This is a genomic window from Chromobacterium vaccinii (assembly GCF_000971335.1).
Classification (GTDB): domain Bacteria; phylum Pseudomonadota; class Gammaproteobacteria; order Burkholderiales; family Chromobacteriaceae; genus Chromobacterium; species Chromobacterium vaccinii.
In genome coordinates this window covers 1-16,203 of sequence record NZ_JZJL01000067.1, presented here as the reverse complement: position 1 = coordinate 16,203, position 16,203 = coordinate 1, and the positions used below count along the sequence as shown (strand labels likewise).

The 16,203-nt window shown below is 65.6% G+C and carries 13 protein-coding genes; 5 read left to right on the top strand and 8 right to left on the bottom strand.

Annotated features, from left to right (window positions below):
- Window positions 1–296 (top strand): carcinine hydrolase/isopenicillin-N N-acyltransferase family protein (locus VL52_RS21060; RefSeq protein WP_200896076.1); only part of this gene is annotated, 296 nt, incomplete at its 5' end.
- Between the two features lie 42 nt (window positions 297–338).
- Here VL52_RS21060 and VL52_RS23590 read toward each other — a convergent pair.
- On the bottom strand, window positions 339–716 hold the full coding sequence (locus VL52_RS23590) for a hypothetical protein (RefSeq protein WP_052729448.1): 378 nt from the start codon (window positions 714–716) through the stop codon (window positions 339–341).
- Window positions 717–1,139: 423 nt separating this feature from the next.
- On the opposite strand from VL52_RS23590, the gene rsgA reads away from it, so the two are divergent.
- Window positions 1,140–2,165, top strand: coding sequence for a ribosome small subunit-dependent GTPase A (gene rsgA, locus VL52_RS21050; protein WP_046158888.1), 1,026 nt, complete (start codon window positions 1,140–1,142; stop codon window positions 2,163–2,165).
- Window positions 2,166–2,223: 58 nt separating this feature from the next.
- Here the strand turns inward: rsgA and VL52_RS21045 are convergent, their stop codons facing one another.
- The 7 genes from VL52_RS21045 to VL52_RS21015 all read right to left on the bottom strand — a co-directional run bounded on the left by VL52_RS21045 (window position 2,224) and on the right by VL52_RS21015 (window position 11,487).
- The gene (locus VL52_RS21045; protein ID WP_235429349.1) at window positions 2,224–4,749 is read right to left on the bottom strand and encodes an alpha/beta hydrolase family protein; all 2,526 of its coding nucleotides are present in this window, start codon (window positions 4,747–4,749) and stop codon (window positions 2,224–2,226) included.
- A 127-nt stretch (window positions 4,750–4,876) separates the two neighbouring features.
- On the bottom strand, window positions 4,877–5,767 hold the full coding sequence (mmsB, locus tag VL52_RS21040; RefSeq protein ID WP_046158886.1) for a 3-hydroxyisobutyrate dehydrogenase: 891 nt from the start codon (window positions 5,765–5,767) through the stop codon (window positions 4,877–4,879).
- 28 nt (window positions 5,768–5,795) lie between these two features.
- On the bottom strand, window positions 5,796–6,914 hold the full coding sequence (locus VL52_RS21035) for an enoyl-CoA hydratase/isomerase family protein (protein WP_046158885.1): 1,119 nt from the start codon (window positions 6,912–6,914) through the stop codon (window positions 5,796–5,798).
- 30 nt (window positions 6,915–6,944) lie between these two features.
- Entirely contained in the window at window positions 6,945–7,727 is a 783-nt protein-coding gene (locus VL52_RS21030; RefSeq protein WP_046158884.1) for an enoyl-CoA hydratase, read from the bottom strand.
- A gap of 147 nt (window positions 7,728–7,874) precedes the next feature.
- The gene (locus VL52_RS21025) at window positions 7,875–9,035 is read right to left on the bottom strand and encodes an acyl-CoA dehydrogenase family protein (RefSeq protein WP_046158883.1); all 1,161 of its coding nucleotides are present in this window, start codon (window positions 9,033–9,035) and stop codon (window positions 7,875–7,877) included.
- A 60-nt stretch (window positions 9,036–9,095) separates the two neighbouring features.
- Window positions 9,096–10,598, bottom strand: coding sequence for a CoA-acylating methylmalonate-semialdehyde dehydrogenase (locus VL52_RS21020; protein ID WP_046158882.1), 1,503 nt, complete (start codon window positions 10,596–10,598; stop codon window positions 9,096–9,098).
- 40 nt (window positions 10,599–10,638) lie between these two features.
- A complete protein-coding gene (locus tag VL52_RS21015; protein ID WP_046158881.1) occupies window positions 10,639–11,487 on the bottom strand; it encodes a 3-hydroxybutyryl-CoA dehydrogenase in 849 nt (282 codons plus the stop codon).
- 135 nt (window positions 11,488–11,622) lie between these two features.
- On the opposite strand from VL52_RS21015, the gene VL52_RS21010 reads away from it, so the two are divergent.
- The 3 genes from VL52_RS21010 (at window position 11,623) to VL52_RS21000 (ending at window position 15,332) form a co-directional block, all read left to right on the top strand.
- On the top strand, window positions 11,623–12,030 hold the full coding sequence (locus tag VL52_RS21010) for a MerR family transcriptional regulator (protein ID WP_046158880.1): 408 nt from the start codon (window positions 11,623–11,625) through the stop codon (window positions 12,028–12,030).
- Window positions 12,030–13,214 carry an acetyl-CoA C-acyltransferase gene (locus tag VL52_RS21005; protein ID WP_046158879.1) on the top strand — a complete coding sequence of 395 codons (1,185 nt, stop codon included), beginning with the start codon at window positions 12,030–12,032 and terminating at the stop codon, window positions 13,212–13,214. Before VL52_RS21010 ends, VL52_RS21005 begins: the two co-directional genes overlap by 1 nt.
- A 168-nt stretch (window positions 13,215–13,382) precedes the next feature.
- Window positions 13,383–15,332, top strand: a complete 1,950-nt coding sequence (locus VL52_RS21000; RefSeq protein ID WP_046158878.1) for a helicase-related protein — start codon at window positions 13,383–13,385, stop codon at window positions 15,330–15,332.
- The last annotated feature ends 871 nt before the right edge of the window (window positions 15,333–16,203 follow it).

The window sequence follows — 16,203 nt, the reverse complement described above, 5'->3', positions numbered from 1 at the left end:
TCGGCCCAAGCAGCAAGGCCAGGCTCGCCCGCATCCGGTTTTTGCTGGATCAGCGGCCGTCGCATGCGCTCGCGGAGTTCGAGCGATTGAGCCGGGACCATCATGACGGCCCGGACAACAGCTTGTGGCGAGACGGCCGCGAGCATACGCTGGCCGGCTGGCAGATGGCGCTGCCGGCGGGCGCGGCGCCCAGGCTGCACCTGGCGCTGGCCAATCCGGGAGAGCAAACGCTGGAGCGGGACTATACGCTGGACGCGGCGTTTTGGTCGCAGCCGGCGCGAACGCTGTTGCCGTAAGACGAACGGCGTTTTGCCAGCCGGGCTTGAAGAGGGGCTGGGTCAGCGCGCCGGCGTGCAGTTGGGGCCTTCCCATTTGCCGTCCATATTGAGCGTGACGCCGGGGTCCTGCATCCGGCAGTCCGGCAGCTTGGGCTTGCTCTCCGCGGGAATGACGATGACCGTGGTAGCGGGCATGACAGCCGGCTGGCCTGCGGGTTGGGTCATGCGTCGTTGCGCCTCTTCCTCGCGCGCCCGCATGTCCTGATCGCGTTTGTCCGCCTGCTTCATCATGCAGTTGGCGTAAGTGTCGGTGCCTGGGTGAAAGCCGTAGCCGGAACAGGTGCGCTGATCCATCGCGCGGATTTCCTCCGGGCTGGCGCAGGCGGTCAAGGCAGCGGCGCCGATGGCGGCGGCGATCAATAGCGGCAGGGTTTTCATCGCTTCATTTCTCCCAGATGAGGGCGGATGCCCGATATGCGCGCCTCTCCGGCAGCGTCTTACTATCTATAGAACTTTTCCCAGGATCGATGCCGCGCGAGCATGATTCCGCTTGCGGACGACATTTTCAATTGGCATAATCTTCTTTCGATCCCAATAGCTAAAAGGAGAATCCAATGAGCCGCGATACCCAATTTCAAGGGCATGCCGTTTGAACCGTCGCCTCGGTCGTTTCATTTTCCGATAGTTTTTCCGTTGTAAGCGGCGCCGCTCGGCGGCCGTTCCCCGGCATGTTCCTTACACCGCATCCGCGCGGTGGCTAAGCCTGTCCATCAGGCGCGTTTCCCCCATCCATTTCCGAATGCTTGATCGAGCCTGGCTACGCCTGGCGGCGTTGGCTTGCGAGCGTTCCCGGGAGTTTCAATGCTGAATTTCGATTTTCCGCGTCTGGCCGCCATCGGCCTGACGCCGGTATTGCTGCAACGGGCGCTGGCCAAGGCCGGCGACGAAGCGTGGCAACTGGCGCGCGTATGCCGCGTGCAGCGCGACTGCGCGTGGGTGCATGACGGCGAGGACGAGCATCCGGCCCACGCCTTGCCCGGCATTCACGCCGCACTGGCGGTGGGCGATTGGGCGCTGTGCCAGCCGCTGGAGCATGAGCCCTGGCGCTTGCTTGAGCGTCTGGAGCCATTCAACCAGCTGGTTCGCGTCAATGACGAAGGCGCGCGGCAAGTTTATGCCAGCAATGTCGATACCGCCTTGCTGGTGATGGGGCTGGACGGCGATTACAACCCGCGGCGGCTGGAGCGCTATCTGGGCCTGGCCGCGGCGGCGGGCGTGGCGCCGGTGGTGGCGCTGAGCAAGGCCGATCTGTGTCCGGACGCGGAAACCAGGCTGGCCGAGCTGGAACAGCGCTTGAAGCCGTTGCCGCCCATTCTGCTGCTGAACGGCACCGATCCGGCCTGCCGCGACCTTTTGCTGCCCTGGCTGGGCGCGGGCCAGACGCTGGTGCTGCTGGGCTCGTCCGGAGCCGGCAAGTCCACGCTCAGCAATACCTTGCTGGGCGAGGAGGCGCAGGCGGTGGGCGGGGTGAGGGCGGATGACAGCCGCGGCCGCCATACCACCACCGCGCGCACGCTGCTGAAGTGCCCGGATGGCGCCTGCATCATCGACACGCCTGGCGTGCGCACCTTGCAGGCCCCACCGGACGCCGGCGCGCTGGCCGGCAGCTTCGCCGACATCGAGGAGCTGGCCGGCCGCTGCCAGTTCCGCGACTGCAGCCACCGCGAGGAGCCGGGCTGCGCGGTGAGATCCGGGGTGGACGGCGACAGGCTGCGCAACTACCACAAACTGCGGCGCGAGATGGAGCGCCACGAGCAGACCGAGCTGCAGCGGCAACAGCAGCGGCGCGAGTGGAAGGTCCGCAACAAGGCGGCGCGGCAGCGCTAGCAAGCGGCTGTGAAAACGCCCCGCGGGGCGGGGCGCTTGATCGGACGGCGCAGGGCGCTTACGGCTGGGCCGGCACCGGCTGGCTCTGCGCGCTCTTCACCGCGCGCGGCGGCGCGTTCTTCACGTACTTGTCGAACCAATTCAGCATCTCGTACACCAGTTGCTCGTTCGATTCGCGGGCCGCGTACCAGTGCGGCTCATGCGGCAGCATCACCAGGCGGGCGGTGCCGCCGTTGCCGCGGATCGCCTCGTAGAACTTGCTGGCCTGCAGCGGCGTGGTGCCGGGGTTGGCGTCGTCGCTGCCGTGCATGATCAGGATCGGCGTCTTCAGCTTGTCGGCGTAGAAGAAGGTTGACACCTTGCGGTAAACGTCCGGGGCCTCCCATACCGAGCGTCGCTCGCTCTGGAAGCCGAACGGCGTCAGCGTCTTGTTGTACGAGCCGCTGGTGGCCGCGCCGGCGCGGAACAGGTCGGTGTGCGCCAGCAGGTTGGCGGTCATCAGCGCGCCGTGGCTGTGGCCGGTGACCGCCACGCGGTCCGGATCGACCACGCCAAGCTTCACCGCCTCATTCACCGCGGCTTCGGCGTCCATTTTCAGCTGGTCCAGATAGCTATCGTAGGCAGCCTTGGGGTTGCCGACCACAGGGAACGACGCCTGGTCGATCACGGCGTAGCCGGCCAGCAGCAGGTATTTGTATTGATAGAGGCGGGTGAAGGTTTGCTGCGAGCCGCTGATCTGGCCGGCGCTGGCCGCGTCGGCGTAATCCAGCGGATAGGCATTGAGGATGGCGGGCACGCGAGTGCCTTCCTGGTAGCCCGGCGGGGTATACAGCGTGAACGACAGGTCCAGGCCGTCGGCGCGCTTGTACTTGACCAGCCGCTTCTTGATCTGGCGAAGCTCCGGCGTCGGATCGACGATGCGGGTGACGGCGGTTTCCGTGGAGGCGAAGGCGGCTTCGCCCTTGTCGGCGCTGAGTGGCGCGCCCAGCGTGCGCAGGAAGGCGTTCGGCGCCTCGGCCGGGGTCTGGCGCCAGGTGAGGAAGCTGCCGCTGCCCTTGGCTGACAGGCCGATGAAGCGTTCGTAAGCGGATTTGTCGCTGCGGAACAGGCGTTGGCTGTCGCCGGTTTTCAGGTTCAGCTTGTCGAGGAAGGGGCGGTTGCCCTGCGGCGACGCGCCGCCGCCGGACAGGTAGATGGCGTCGCCGTCCAGCTGGATCACTCGTTCTCCGCTGGGCAGGGCGCGGCGCACCGGGCTGCCCGGATCGGCGTATTTGTCGTCGTAGGACAGGTCCCACAGCAGCTTGCCGGCTTGCTGCGGCTGGTCGACGTTGACGACGCGGGTCTGGCGCCAGTGCTTGTTGAGATCGATTTCGCTGACCAGCGCGGTGTCGGCGCGCTCGGTCCAGTCCAGGCCGGCGAAGCGCTGCGCGGTGCGCAGGATTTCAACCGGCGCCGCGGTGAACGGCGCTTTTTGCATCATCACCTTGTCGCGGGCCGGCGCGGTGTTTTTCCAGTCGCCACCGTCCAGCGCCTCTGCCCACAGCAGCGTGGCCGGCTCGGTGGCGCGCCAGAAGAAGTCGCGCGGGCCCAGCGGCTCGCCGTGCACCGGCACGCGGTCGGCGAGCGGCAGCGAGGCGACGGAGTGGACGGTCACGCGGGCGGGGTTGGCGATGTTCCAGACTTCCACCTCATGCGGGAAGCGCTCGTAGGTGGTGACGTAGGAGTAGGGCTTGCGCACGCTGGACACCAGGATGTGCTTGCCGTCCGGCGCCGGGCCGACGCCGTCGTAGATGGCCGGCTGGCCAAGCGGCGTCGCCTTGCCGCTGGCCGCGTCCACCAGCGTCAGCTGCGACGCGCCGTAGTAGTCGAACAAGGCCTCGTCGTGCGGGCTGGACAGCGTGTCGCGGGTTTCGTAGGTGCTGCTTTCGCCCTGGCCGCCGCCGCTGTCCTGCACGCTGGGGCCGTCCTGCGAGTTGGCCTGCGCGGGCGCCGCGCCCAGCTTGGCCGGCACGGCCTTGACCAGCAGGGTCTTCTGGTCGGGCATCCATTGCAGCTCGTCGTTCAGCATCGGATTGAGGCGGATGCCGGGAATCTTGCGGATCTTGCCGCTGGCTGCGTCGCCCACCCATACCTCGACGGCGTCCTTGGTGGTGTTGGCGAAGGCGAAGCGCTTGCCGTCGGCGGACCAGAGCGGCGCGTCCGGGCAGGCGCCGGCGGGCAGCGCGATCGACGTTTCCTTGCCGCCGGGGACGCTCACCAGCTTGAAGCTTTCCGCGCAGGGGGCGATGCCGTAGCCGCCCGGCGTGTCGTGCTTGCTGCGGTTGGCGGGCTCGATGCGGGTGCCGGCCAGCTTCAGGTAAGGCGCGGCCACGCGCGCGATGGACGGATATTCCTGCCAGGCGACCAGCAGCATATTGTCTTTGGTCGGGCTGAGGCTGGGGCCGGGCAGCGACGGCGCGCGCATCACTTTGAGGATGTTGGCCGGCGGTTGCTGGTAGCCGGCGGCGGAAGCGGTGGAGGGCAGCAGCGCGCAGGCCGCCAGCGTGGCGGCGGCGATGCCCTTCAGGGCGTGCGGTTGAGACATGTTCATCCTTGTTGCCGTTTGATCTGTAAGGCCAGACGGGAGGACGCTCGCGCGGCCTCCCGTCCGAAAGACATGATGACGAATCTATCACATGTCATATGTTTTGTGCCGACCGTCTTGACGCGTTTCAATCCACCGAGTGGAAGTGTTTGACGATGCTGGAGAAGTCCAGCTTGCCATTGCCCTGGTGCACGTGTTCTTCGTACAGGTTGCGCGCCAGCGCGCCCAGCGGATTGGCTGCGTGGCTTTGCAGCGCGGTTTCCTCGGCCAGACCCAGGTCCTTCAGCATCAGCTCGGACATGAAGCCGCCGGCGTAGCCGCGGCTGGCCGGCGTGTTGTCCATCACGCCGGGCCAGGGGTTGTAGAGCTCGGTCGCCCAGTTGCGGCCGGAGCTTTTGCTTATGATCTCGGACAGCACTTTCGGGTCCAGGCCGTTCTTGACGCCCAGCGCCAGCGCCTCGGCGGTGCCGGCCATCAGGATGCCCAGCAGCATATTGTTGCAGATCTTGGCGGTCTGGCCGGCGCCTGCGCCGCCGGCGTGGAAGATGTTCTTGCCCATCGCTTCCAGCGCCGGACGGGCTCGGGCCAGGTCTTCAGCCGCGCCGCCGACGATGAAGGTCAGCGTGCCGGCAGTCGCGCCGGCCGTGCCGCCGGACACCGGCGCGTCCAGCATGGACAGGCCTTTTTCCTGCGCGCCTTCCGCCACTTTGCGCGCGGTGCCGGCGTCTATGGTGCTGCAATCGATGACCAGCGTGCCCTTGGGCAGCCTGGCGAACAGGCCGCCATCGCCGAGGTACAGCCCGGCTACGTGCTTGCCGGCCGGCAGCATGGAAATCACCACGCCCGCGCCTTCGGCCGCGTCGGCGGCGCTGGATGCGGCCCGGCCGCCGGCGGCGGCCACCTTGGCCAGCGCGTCGGCCGACAGATCGAAGGCGCTGACCTTGAAGCCCTTGTTCAGCAGATTGACGGCCATCGGCCCGCCCATATTGCCCAGGCCGATGAAGGCGATGTTTTCCATGTTGTTCTCCTCTTTATGTTTGTCGCTGTTATTTCAATCCCGCCAGCGGGTGGTCGGCTTCGCGCCACGGCGAATCGAAGTGCCCGTCCACCCAGGCCTGGTCGATGTCGGCCAGCTGTCGGCTCCAATGCGGATTGCGGTCCTTGTCCACCAGCAGCGCGCGCACGCCCTCCGGGAAGTCGGAGCGTGCGCAGAAGTTTATCGACAACGCCAGCTCCATCCGCAGCGCTTCGGCCAGCGACATGTGTTTGGAGCGGTTGAGGATTTCCCAGCTGACGGCGGCGGAAGTGGGGCTGCCATGGCGGAAGCTCTTGGCGGCGTCGGCCAGCCATGGGTCTTCGAATGCGGTTTCGTTCAGCGCGGCGGCGACGGCGGCGAGATCGCCGCGATTCATCAGCCGGTGCACCGCCATCAGGTTGCGTTCGACGTTGGACGCCGGCAACGCGTCGCCCAACTGGCCCTCCAACTGGTTGAGCAGGGCGCTGACCAGTGCCGGGCGAGCATGGGCATCGTCGCCCCAGTTGGCCGCCTGCAAGGCTTCCAGCAGCGCCGGGTAGGCGTCGGAGGCCAGCACGTGGTCGGCCAGGTTGGCGATCAGCGCGTCGTGCGCGTTCAGCGGCGCGCCGGTCAGCGCCAGGAACAGGCCCAGATGCGCCGGCATCCGCTGCAGGAACCAGCTGCCGCCGACGTCCGGATACAGGCCGATGGTGATTTCCGGCATCGCGATGCGGGTGGCCGGGGTGGCCACGCGATGGCTGGCGCCCGCCATCAAGCCCAGGCCGCCGCCCATCACGATGCCGCCGCCCCAGACGATCAGCGGCTTCTTGTAGCGGTGGATGCGGTAGTCGAGCGTGTATTCCTCGGTGAAGAAGGCCACCGCGTGGGGGTTGGGATAGTGCGGTTCGCTGACCAGCTTTTCACGCAGGCCGCGCACGTCGCCGCCGGCGCAGAAGGCGCGCTCGCCGGCGCCGCGCAGCACCACGGCGACGATGCCCTGGTCGCGCTCCCAGATGGTGAGGCGGGCGTCGAGCAGCTGGATCATGTCCAGCGTCAGCGCGTTCAGCGATTTTTCGGCGTTGAGGGTGGCGATGGCGATGCGGTGGCCGTCGCCGGTAGTCAGTTCGTCAAACAGCACCACGTCTTGCATGGCGGAACCTCGTTCGGGAATGGTTGAAGGTCAGGCGTTCTTCCAGTTCGGCGCGCGCTTTTCCAGAAAGGCGCGGGTGCCTTCGCCCTGATCGTGGGTGTCGAACAGCTTGATGAAGGCCTCGCGCTCCTTGATCAGGTTCCAGGCCGGAGGCTGCAGGCGGGCGGCCTGCACCAGCTGTTTGCATACGCCTACCGATGACGGCGATTGCTTGGCCACGCCCTCGGCCAGCTTGAGCGCGGTTTCCAGCGCCTCGCCCTTGGCCACTACCTGCTCGACCAGACCGATGCGTTCGGCGGTGGCGGCGTTGACGCGCTCGCCGCACAGAATCATGCGCTTGGCCCAGCCTTCGCCGACCAGCCACGGCAGGTTCTGGGTGCCGCCGGCGCAGGGCAAGAGGCCGACGCCGGCTTCCGGCAGCGCCATCTGCGCCTGTTCCTCGGCGATGCGGATGTCGCAGGCCAGCGCGCACTCCAGGCCGCCGCCCATCGCGTAGCCGTTGACGGCTGCGATGCTGACGCCGCGGAAGCCGGATAGCGCCTCGAAGGCCTCGCCGAATAGCATGGTCATCTCGGTGGCCACCTTCTTGTCGCCATCGGCGAACATGTTCAGGTCGGCGCCGGCCGAGAAGAACTTCTCGCCTTGGCCGGTGATCACCAGCGCGTAGATGTCGCGGTCGGCGTTGAGGTCGGCAATCAGCAGCTTCAAGGCGGACAGGCTGGCTCGGTTCCAGGTGTTGGCCGGTGGATTATCTATCGTCACCACGGCGGTGTGGCCGCGTTTCTCGACGTTCAGGTGGGCGTAGCTGTTCATATTTGATGCCTTTACGAATTCTATTTCGAATCTAGCAAGGCTGGAAAAGTCCAGCGAAGCGGCTGAGGCAAGGCGTGCCGGTGCAGGTAGCACATATGAGTACGGCAAGCCGGCGCCACGCAGCCTCAGGGATTTTGCCGGTCTTGCTCAGCGCAGGGTTTCCAGCGCTCCGTCTTGCAGCAGCTTGCGGGCGACTATCATCCGCATCACCTCGTTGGTGCCTTCCAGTATCTGGTGCACGCGCAGGTCGCGCACGTGGCGCTCCAGCGGGAAGTCCTGCAGATAGCCGTAGCCGCCGAACAGCTGCAGCGCGTTGTTGGCGATATTGAAACTCAGGTCGGTGGCCAGGCGCTTTGCCATCGCGCAATAAGCGGTGGCGTCGGCGCTGGCGTTGTCCAGTTTCCAGGCCGCCAGGCGCACCATCTGGCGCGCGGCCACCAGCTCGGTCAGCATGTCGGCCAGGCGGAACTGCACGGTTTGCAGCTCTGACAGCGGATGGCCGAACTGCTGGCGTTCCTGCACGTAGCGCTGCGCGGCGTTGAGCGCGGCCTGGGCGGTGCCGACGGCGCAGGTGGCGATGTTGATGCGGCCGCCGTCCAGTCCCTTCATCGCGAAGGCGAAGCCCTGGCCTTCTTCGCCCAGGCGGTTTTCAATCGGGATTTCAACATTGTCGAAGGTGATGGCGCGGGTGGGCTGGCTGTTCCAGCCCATCTTCTTTTCCTTTTTGCCATAGCTGACGCCGGGGGCATCGGCCGGCACCACGAAGGCGGAAATGCCCTTGGGGCCGGGGCCGCCGGTGCGTGCCATCACCACCAGCACCTGAGTGCTGCCGGCGCCGGAGATGAACATCTTGCCGCCGTTCAGCACGTAGACTTCGCCCTTTTTCTCGGCGCGGGTCTTCAGCGAGGCGGCGTCGGAGCCGGCGCCCGGCTCGGTCAGACAGTAGCTGCCCAATGCTTCGCCAGTCACCATTTTCGGCACCCACTGCTCGGCCAGCTTTTTGCCGCCGAAGCTGGCGATCATCCAGCTGACCATATTGTGGATGGTCAGGTAGGCGGCAGTGGAGGTGCAGCCGGCGGCCAGCTCCTCGAATACGATGGCGGAGTCCAGCCGCGACAGGCCCAGGCCGCCGTAGGCTTCCGGCGTGTACAGGCCGAGAAAACCCATGTCGCCGCTTTTGCGGATCACGTCCAGCGGGAAGATGGATTCGGCATCCCATTCGGCGGCGTGCGGAGCCAGCTCGCGCTCGGCGAAATCGCGGGCGCTTTGCTGGAAGGCGGTTTGGTCTTCGTTCAGTTCGAAATTCATGTTCATGCTTCCATGTGCGAGCGGCGGGCCTGGCCTGCGGCCGGCCCGCCCTATGGAGAATCAGCGCAGAGAGATGGTGGTGTGCACCTTGCCGCTGCTGGCCTCGTCATCGAACCAGCGGCTGGTGACGGTCTTGGTCTGGGTGTAGAAGGCCACCACCTGCTTGCCGTAAGGGCCCAGGTCGCCCAGCTTGGACGCGCGGCTGCCGGTGAAGCTGAACAGCGGCACCGGCACCGGGATCGGCACGTTGATGCCCACCTGTCCGACGTCGATCTCTTCCTGGAACTTGCGCGCCGCCGCGCCGCTCTGGGTGAACACCGCGGTGCCGTTGCCGTTGGGGTTGGCGTTGATGATGGCGATGGCTTCGTCCAGCGTGTCGGCGGCCATCAGGCACAGCACCGGGCCGAAGACTTCCTGGTGGTAGATCGCCATTTCGGGTTTGACGCCAGAGAAGATGGTAGGGCCGACGAAGTTGCCGTTGTCGAAACCGGCGACCTTCACGCCGCGGCCGTCCAGCTCCAGCTTGGCGCCTTCCTCGACGCCGCGGGCGATCAGGCTCTTGACGCGATCAAGCGCCGCGCAGGAGATCACCGGGCCGAGGTCTGGGTTGTCCTTGCCGGGACCCACTTTCAAGCCTTTGGCCTTGGCCACTAGGTCCGGAATCCATTGCTGCGCCTCGCCCACCAGCACCGCCACGCTGAGCGCCATGCAGCGCTGGCCGGCGGCGCCGAAGGCGGCGCCGGTCAGCTGGTTCAGCGCCTGTTCCTTGTTGGCGTCCGCCAGCACGATGGCGTGGTTCTTGGCGCCCATCATGCACTGGGCGCGCTTGCCGGACAGGGTGGCGCGCTGGTAGACGTGGGTGCCCACCTTGGTGGAGCCGACGAAGGACACCGCCTTGATGTCGGGGTGGTCGCAGATGGCGTCGACGACCGACGCCGCGCCGTGAACCACGTTCAGCACGCCCTTGGGGATGCCGGCTTCCAGCGCCAGCTCCACCAGTCGCATCGTCACCATCGGGTCCTGCTCGGACGGCTTCAGCACGAAAGTGTTGCCGGTGGCGATGGCCATCGGGAACATCCACAGCGGGATCATCGCCGGGAAGTTGAACGGGGTGATGCCGGCGCACACGCCCAGCGGTTGTTGAACGGTGTAAGTGTCCACGCCGCCGGCGACGTTCTCGGCGTATTCGCCCATCTGCAGCGTGCCGATATTGGCGGCATGCTCCACCACTTCCAGGCCGCGGAAGATGTCGCCCTCGGCGTCGGCCAGGGTCTTGCCCTGCTCTGCGGTGAGGATGGCGGCCAATTCCTTCATGTTGTCGCGGATCAGCTGCTGGTATTTCAGGAAGATGCGGGCTCGCGCGCCGATCGGCGTCTTCTTCCAGGTCTTGAACGCGTCCTTAGCCGCGGCGACGGCGGCGTTCACCTCGCCGGCGGTGGCCAGCGGCACGCGCGCCAGCACTTCCTGGGTGGCCGGGTTGACGATGTCGCGCCATTCCGTGGTTTTGGACTCGACGAATTCGCCGCCTATCAGCAGCTTGATGTTGGGTGCCGACTGGCTCATGGCACTGCCTCCTCTATGTTGTTCGGGCTGATGGCGCTGCTCAGTTGTAGCTGTAGAAACCCTTGCCGCTCTTGCGGCCCAGGTGTCCGGCCTGCACCAGCTGGACCAGCAGCGGGCAGGCGCGGTATTTGCTGTCGCGGAACTCGCGGTGCAGGATGTCCATGATGGACAGGCAGGTGTCCAGGCCGATCAGGTCGGCCAGGGCCAGTGGGCCGATCGGGTGGTTCATGCCCAGCTTCATCACGGTGTCGATGTCCTCGGCGGTGGCCAGGTTTTCGTACAGCGCGAAGGCGGCTTCGTTGATCATCGGCATCAGCACGCGGTTGGAGACGAAGCCGGCGCCGTCCTTGACGGTCACCGGGGTTTTGCCCAGCGCCTGGGATAGATGGAATACGGTGTGGTAGGCCTCGTCGCCGGTCTGCAGCGCGCGGATGATTTCCACCAGCTCCATCAGCGGCACCGGGTTCATGAAGTGCATGCCCACCACCCGTTCCGGATGGCTGACCCAGCTGGCGATGCGGGTGAGGGAAATGGACGAGGTATTGGAGGCCAGCACGCACTTCTCGCCGACGGCGGCGTCCAGTTCGCGGAAGATCCGCTCCTTGATCTCGGCGTTCTCGGTGGCGGCTTCCACCACCACGTCGCAGCCGGCCAGATCGGCCAACTGGGTGGTGGCGCGGATGTGGGCGACGATGCCGGGGATGTTGGCCTCGGCGATCAGTTCCTTCTTGGCCATCCGCTGCAGGCTGATGTTGATGTTGGCCACGCCCTTGACCAGCGCCGCGTCGCTGACGTCGGCCAATACCACGTCGAACCCCTTCATCGCGAAGACCTGGGCGATGCCGTTGCCCATCGTGCCCGCGCCCACCACGCCGATTTTCTGGCTCATCTGTTTCTCCTGGACTGTTTGCTCTACTTTTGATCACGATAACTTGACGTTTACGTCAACGTCAACAGACAATGAACACAAAAGCACCTGACTGTGGCGCGCGTGGCCGCAGCCGGAAGATAAAGGGACAAACGCATGGGCGAACAGGTTTTCAACATCACCGAACTCGCGCAGGAGTTCGACATCACCACCCGCGCCATCCGCTTCTACGAGGACCAGGGCCTGCTGGAGCCGGAGCGGGCGGGGCAGCGGCGCATCTACAACCGGCGCGACCGCGTGCGGCTGATGCTGATTCTGCGCGGCAAGCGCATAGGCTTGTCCTTGCTGGAGATACGCGAGCTGTTCGCGCTGTACGACGCGGCGCACGACGACGCGCCGCAGCTGCAGGAATTCATCCGCATCCTGGAGCGCAAGGAGTTGCAACTCCTTACGCAGATGGAGGACATCAAGGTGGTGCTGACCGAAATCGGCCAGTTGCGCGGCCAGTGCGAAAAGGCGCTGGGCAAGCGCGCCAACGGCCACAACCAAGAAAAGGAGCTGTGATGCAACAACAGGAAATCGTGATCGTAGGCATGGCGCGCACCGCCATGGGCGGCTTCCAGGGCGCGCTGTCCGGTTTGACCGCCAGCCAGCTGGGCGCGGCCGCGATCCGCGCCGCGGTGGAGCGCGCCGGCGTCGCCGCCGGCGACGTGGACGAAGTGATCATGGGCTGCGTGCTGCCGGCCGGCCAGGGCCAGGCGCCGGCGCGCCAGGCGGCGTTGGGCGGCGGCTTGCCGCAGGCCACGCCGTGCACCACCGTCAACAAGATGTGCGGCTCCGGCATGAAGGCGCTGATGCTGGCGCATGACCAGCTCCTGGCCGGCAACGGCGTCGTGGTAGTGGCCGGCGGCATGGAGAGCATGAGCAACGCGCCCTACTTGATGCCGAAGGCGCGCGGCGGCCTGCGCCTGGGCCACGGCGAGATCAAGGACCATATGTTCCTAGACGGCCTGGAGGACGCGTACCAGAAGGGCACGCTGATGGGCGTGTTCGCCGAGCAGTGCGCCGAGAAATACGGCTTCAGCCGCCAGGATCAGGACGAATTCGCCATCGCCTCGCTGACCCGCGCGCAGCAGGCGATCAACGGCGGCCTGTTCAAGGACGAGATCGCGGCGGTGACGGTGCCGGGACGCGGCGGCGACACCGTGGTGGATACCGACGAGCAGCCGCTGAAAGCCAATCTGGACAAGATTCCGACGCTGAAGCCGGCGTTCAAGAAGGATGGCACCGTCACCCCGGCCAACTCCAGTTCCATCTCCGACGGCGGCGCGGCGCTGGTATTGATGACGGCGGCCGAAGCGGCCAAGCGCGGCCTGAAACCGATCGCCCGCATCGCCGGCCACAGCAGCCACGCGCACGAGCCGGGCTGGTTCACCACCGCCCCGGTGCACGCCATCGAGAAACTTCTGACCAAGACCGGCTGGAAGGCTGGCGAGGTGGACCTGTACGAGATCAACGAAGCCTTCGCCGTGGTGACGATGGCGGCGATGCATGACTTGAAGCTGCCGCACGACAAGGTGAACGTGCACGGCGGCGCCTGCGCGCTGGGCCATCCGATCGGCGCGTCCGGGGCCCGCATCGTGATCTCGCTGCTGTCGGCGTTGAAGCAGCGCGGCGGCAAGCGCGGCGTGGCCAGCCTGTGCATAGGCGGCGGCGAGGCCACCGCGCTGGCGATCGAGCTGATCTAAGCGATTGTCGCGCTGACAGGCGGGCCGCCGGGCATCCCCGCGGCCCGTTTGTTTTGGAACTTGCCTTGTCGTCGGCGATGGCGGATTTTGATAGAGTCGTGCCATGCTGGCGCGTCGTCGCCGGCTGCTTTATCATCGCCCGCCTTTAGCACCGTAACGAAAGCCGCCATGAACGATACCCTTGAAGCATTGCCGCCCGAGATCCAGCTGGACGATTACCTGGCCGAGCATAACGCCACCATCGTCACCACCGAGGGCAGCCATGCGGTATCGGTGCATGGCGAACTGGAGCTGGATGGCCATCGCGTCCCGTATCACCTGGTGCCGGATGAAGGCTTCCTCGGCAAGAGCGGCAAATGGCGCAAGCTGGACGGGGCGGCGAAGCTGGCACTGGTGCGGGAGCGCTGGAACGACGCCGCGCGGTTGAAGCTGGAAGGCCAGTTGGCCGCCTGCGCGCGCGAAGTGTTCGCGGTGGACGGCATAGATCCGCTGCGCGCGCTCAGCGCCTTCATGGCCAAGTACGAGCGCGCCAAAGTGCGCTGCAATATCGCGCTGGACCGGGTGGCCGCCGCCCGCAGCCGGCAGAGCGCCGACAAGGCCGCTGCCAAGACCCGCGACGCGGTCAACCTGTCGCGGTACCCGGAGTCGTTCGCCACCGCCTACGCGATGCAGCGCCATTTCATCGCGGTGCTGGGGCCGACCAATTCCGGCAAGACCCACGCCGCGATGGAGCATCTGCAGAAAGCCAAGAGCGGCGTTTATCTCGCGCCCTTGCGTCTGCTGGCGCTGGAGAACTACACCCGTCTGCAGCAGGCCGGCGTCGCCGTCAGCCTGATCACCGGCGAGCAGCGCAAGCTGCACCCGGAGGCCACCCACGTCGCCAGCACTGTGGAAATGCTGAACCCGGAGCGACAGGTGGAAGTGGCGGTGATCGACGAGATCCAGCTGTTGGACGATCCGGACCGCGGCGCGGCCTGGACCGCCGCCGTGTGCGGCGTGCCGGCGCAGACCATTTATCTGGTCGGCGCGCCGGAGTCGCGCGAGGCGATCGAATCGCTGGTGGCGCGCGTCGGCGGCACGCTGGAAGTGCGAACGTTGGAGCGCAAGACCGCGCTGCAGATGGACAAGGCACCGCTGCTGTCGCTGAAAAACCTGCAGCCGGGCGATGTGCTGATCGCCTTTTCCCGGCGCGAGGTACTGAACTGGCGCGATAAGGTGATCGAGCAGGGGCTGACCGTGTCTGCCATCTACGGCAACCTGTCGCCCGAGGTGCGGCAGGCGCAGGCCGAGCGCTTCGTCGCCGGCGAGACCCAGGTGGTGGTGGCCACCGACGCCATCGGCATGGGCCTGAACACCCCGGCCCGGCGCATCATCTTCACTACCGCCAGCAAGTGGGACGGCTACGCGGAAGGCATCGTCGCCGCGCCGCTGGCCAAGCAGATCGCCGGCCGGGCCGGCCGCTTCGGCAAGCATGAAACCGGTTACGTCGCCGGCTTCGACGGACTTACCCACAAGACCATAGGCGCGCTGCTGCGCCAGAAGGCGGAACCGCTGCCGAACAACGGCTTTTTCGTCGCGCCCAGCCTGAAATATCTGGAAGCCATTTCCCAGGCGACCGGGGAGGCCAAACTCAAGCCCCTGCTGGGCCTGTTCGCCAAACACATCAATGTGCACGATGAATTCTTCCTGCCGGCCAATCTGTCCGACCAGATGGAGAAGGCGGAATGGCTGGACAGCCTGTCGCTGAGCCTGGCCGATCGCTTCACTTTCAGCCTGTGCCCGGTATCGACCAAGATTCCGATGCTGGACAACGCGCTGCACGACTGGGCCGAGCAGCGCGCGCGAAGCAAGACCGCGCCTCTGCTGCGGATGATGGGAACGGGCGGCCGCAACGAGCTGCAATATCTGGAAGACAGCTGCAAACTGTATGCCGCCTATGCCTGGCTGGGCTACCGCATGCCGGACACCTTCCCGGACGGCGAAATGGCGCAGCTGCTGATGCAGAGCACGTCTGAGCGCATCGATGCGCTGCTGCAGGCTCAGAACGCGCAAAAGAGAAAGAGCCGGGGAGGGCGCGAACCGATGAGACGCAAGTCCGGGGTGGGGCGCCAACGCTGAATCGACGGGAGTGGAGTCCTGCAAAGCTTTGAGCTAGGTCAGGACTCTCCTTGCGCGGCCTATTGGCGCGTGGTGTTGTATGTCTCTGTTGCTGCAAGGTGTGATGTGTGCTGAACATGATTATAGTTCGCCAACTATTGATCACGATTCTGGCTTGCTTCAGGCGGTGAAGCGCCGGCTGATTCAGGCATTCCTCATTCTCCCCGATTCAAGCTTTCGATGAAGGCGTTCTCGATCGGTTTGCCTGGATGGGTGATTTGCAATTGCACGTTGCGACGATGCGCCCCTTTGTCCAGGCCCGGTGGGTGAGCTCCGGCCATGGTTGATTTGTGGTGGTTCAGGCAAGCCACCACCCTCGCGGCTCTGGCGCTAGAGAGCGAGCTTCTTCGATTCAGACGACTGGCCTATGTCACGCTGTTGATCGCCAGTAGGCGAATACGTCACCTGTTCCATGTCTTGTCTGCCACAGAATCCATTGCCCGGTGTTGATCGGCACTGGCTGCCGAGGGCGCGCTGCGCTTGGGTGGCTGACGAATCCGTTTGCTTCGCGATGCGGTGTGCTCTGAGCGTTTGTGGTTGATGCGTCAGCTTCATGCTTGGATGTCGAGGGTTTGGTGGGCAGCTTGTCGCCTGGGAGTTCATTTTCAAGTTGTTTTGCTTGATGTGCTCCAGAGCATTCATGCCGTCGCATGACGCGTGGTGTCCGAGATGTGGTGCTGGAGGCCTCGCTTTAGAGCAAGCAAGCCAGTTTTGGCTGCCTTGAGGATGGTGATTCTGGCCCACTTGTCCAAGTTGGGGCTGAAAATAATAAGTTTATTGATCGTTTATGGCAGGTGACCTTTCCCCCGGCAGGTATCCCAAGAATTAGTTA

Excerpts from the sequence above, each read along its gene's own strand:
- VL52_RS23590 (WP_052729448.1), bottom strand. The coding sequence starts at position 716 with ATGAAAACCCTGCCGCTATTGATCGCCGCCGCCATCGGCGCCGCTGCC.
- rsgA (WP_046158888.1), top strand. The coding sequence starts at position 1,140 with ATGCTGAATTTCGATTTTCCGCGTCTGGCCGCCATCGGCCTGACGCCG.
- VL52_RS21045 (WP_235429349.1), bottom strand. The coding sequence starts at position 4,749 with ATGTCTCAACCGCACGCCCTGAAGGGCATCGCCGCCGCCACGCTGGCG.
- mmsB (WP_046158886.1), bottom strand. The coding sequence starts at position 5,767 with ATGGAAAACATCGCCTTCATCGGCCTGGGCAATATGGGCGGGCCGATG.
- VL52_RS21035 (WP_046158885.1), bottom strand. The coding sequence starts at position 6,914 with ATGCAAGACGTGGTGCTGTTTGACGAACTGACTACCGGCGACGGCCAC.
- VL52_RS21030 (WP_046158884.1), bottom strand. The coding sequence starts at position 7,727 with ATGAACAGCTACGCCCACCTGAACGTCGAGAAACGCGGCCACACCGCC.
- VL52_RS21025 (WP_046158883.1), bottom strand. The coding sequence starts at position 9,035 with ATGAATTTCGAACTGAACGAAGACCAAACCGCCTTCCAGCAAAGCGCC.
- VL52_RS21020 (WP_046158882.1), bottom strand. The coding sequence starts at position 10,598 with ATGAGCCAGTCGGCACCCAACATCAAGCTGCTGATAGGCGGCGAATTC.
- VL52_RS21015 (WP_046158881.1), bottom strand. The coding sequence starts at position 11,487 with ATGAGCCAGAAAATCGGCGTGGTGGGCGCGGGCACGATGGGCAACGGC.
- VL52_RS21010 (WP_046158880.1), top strand. The coding sequence starts at position 11,623 with ATGGGCGAACAGGTTTTCAACATCACCGAACTCGCGCAGGAGTTCGAC.
- VL52_RS21005 (WP_046158879.1), top strand. The coding sequence starts at position 12,030 with ATGCAACAACAGGAAATCGTGATCGTAGGCATGGCGCGCACCGCCATG.
- VL52_RS21000 (WP_046158878.1), top strand. The coding sequence starts at position 13,383 with ATGAACGATACCCTTGAAGCATTGCCGCCCGAGATCCAGCTGGACGAT.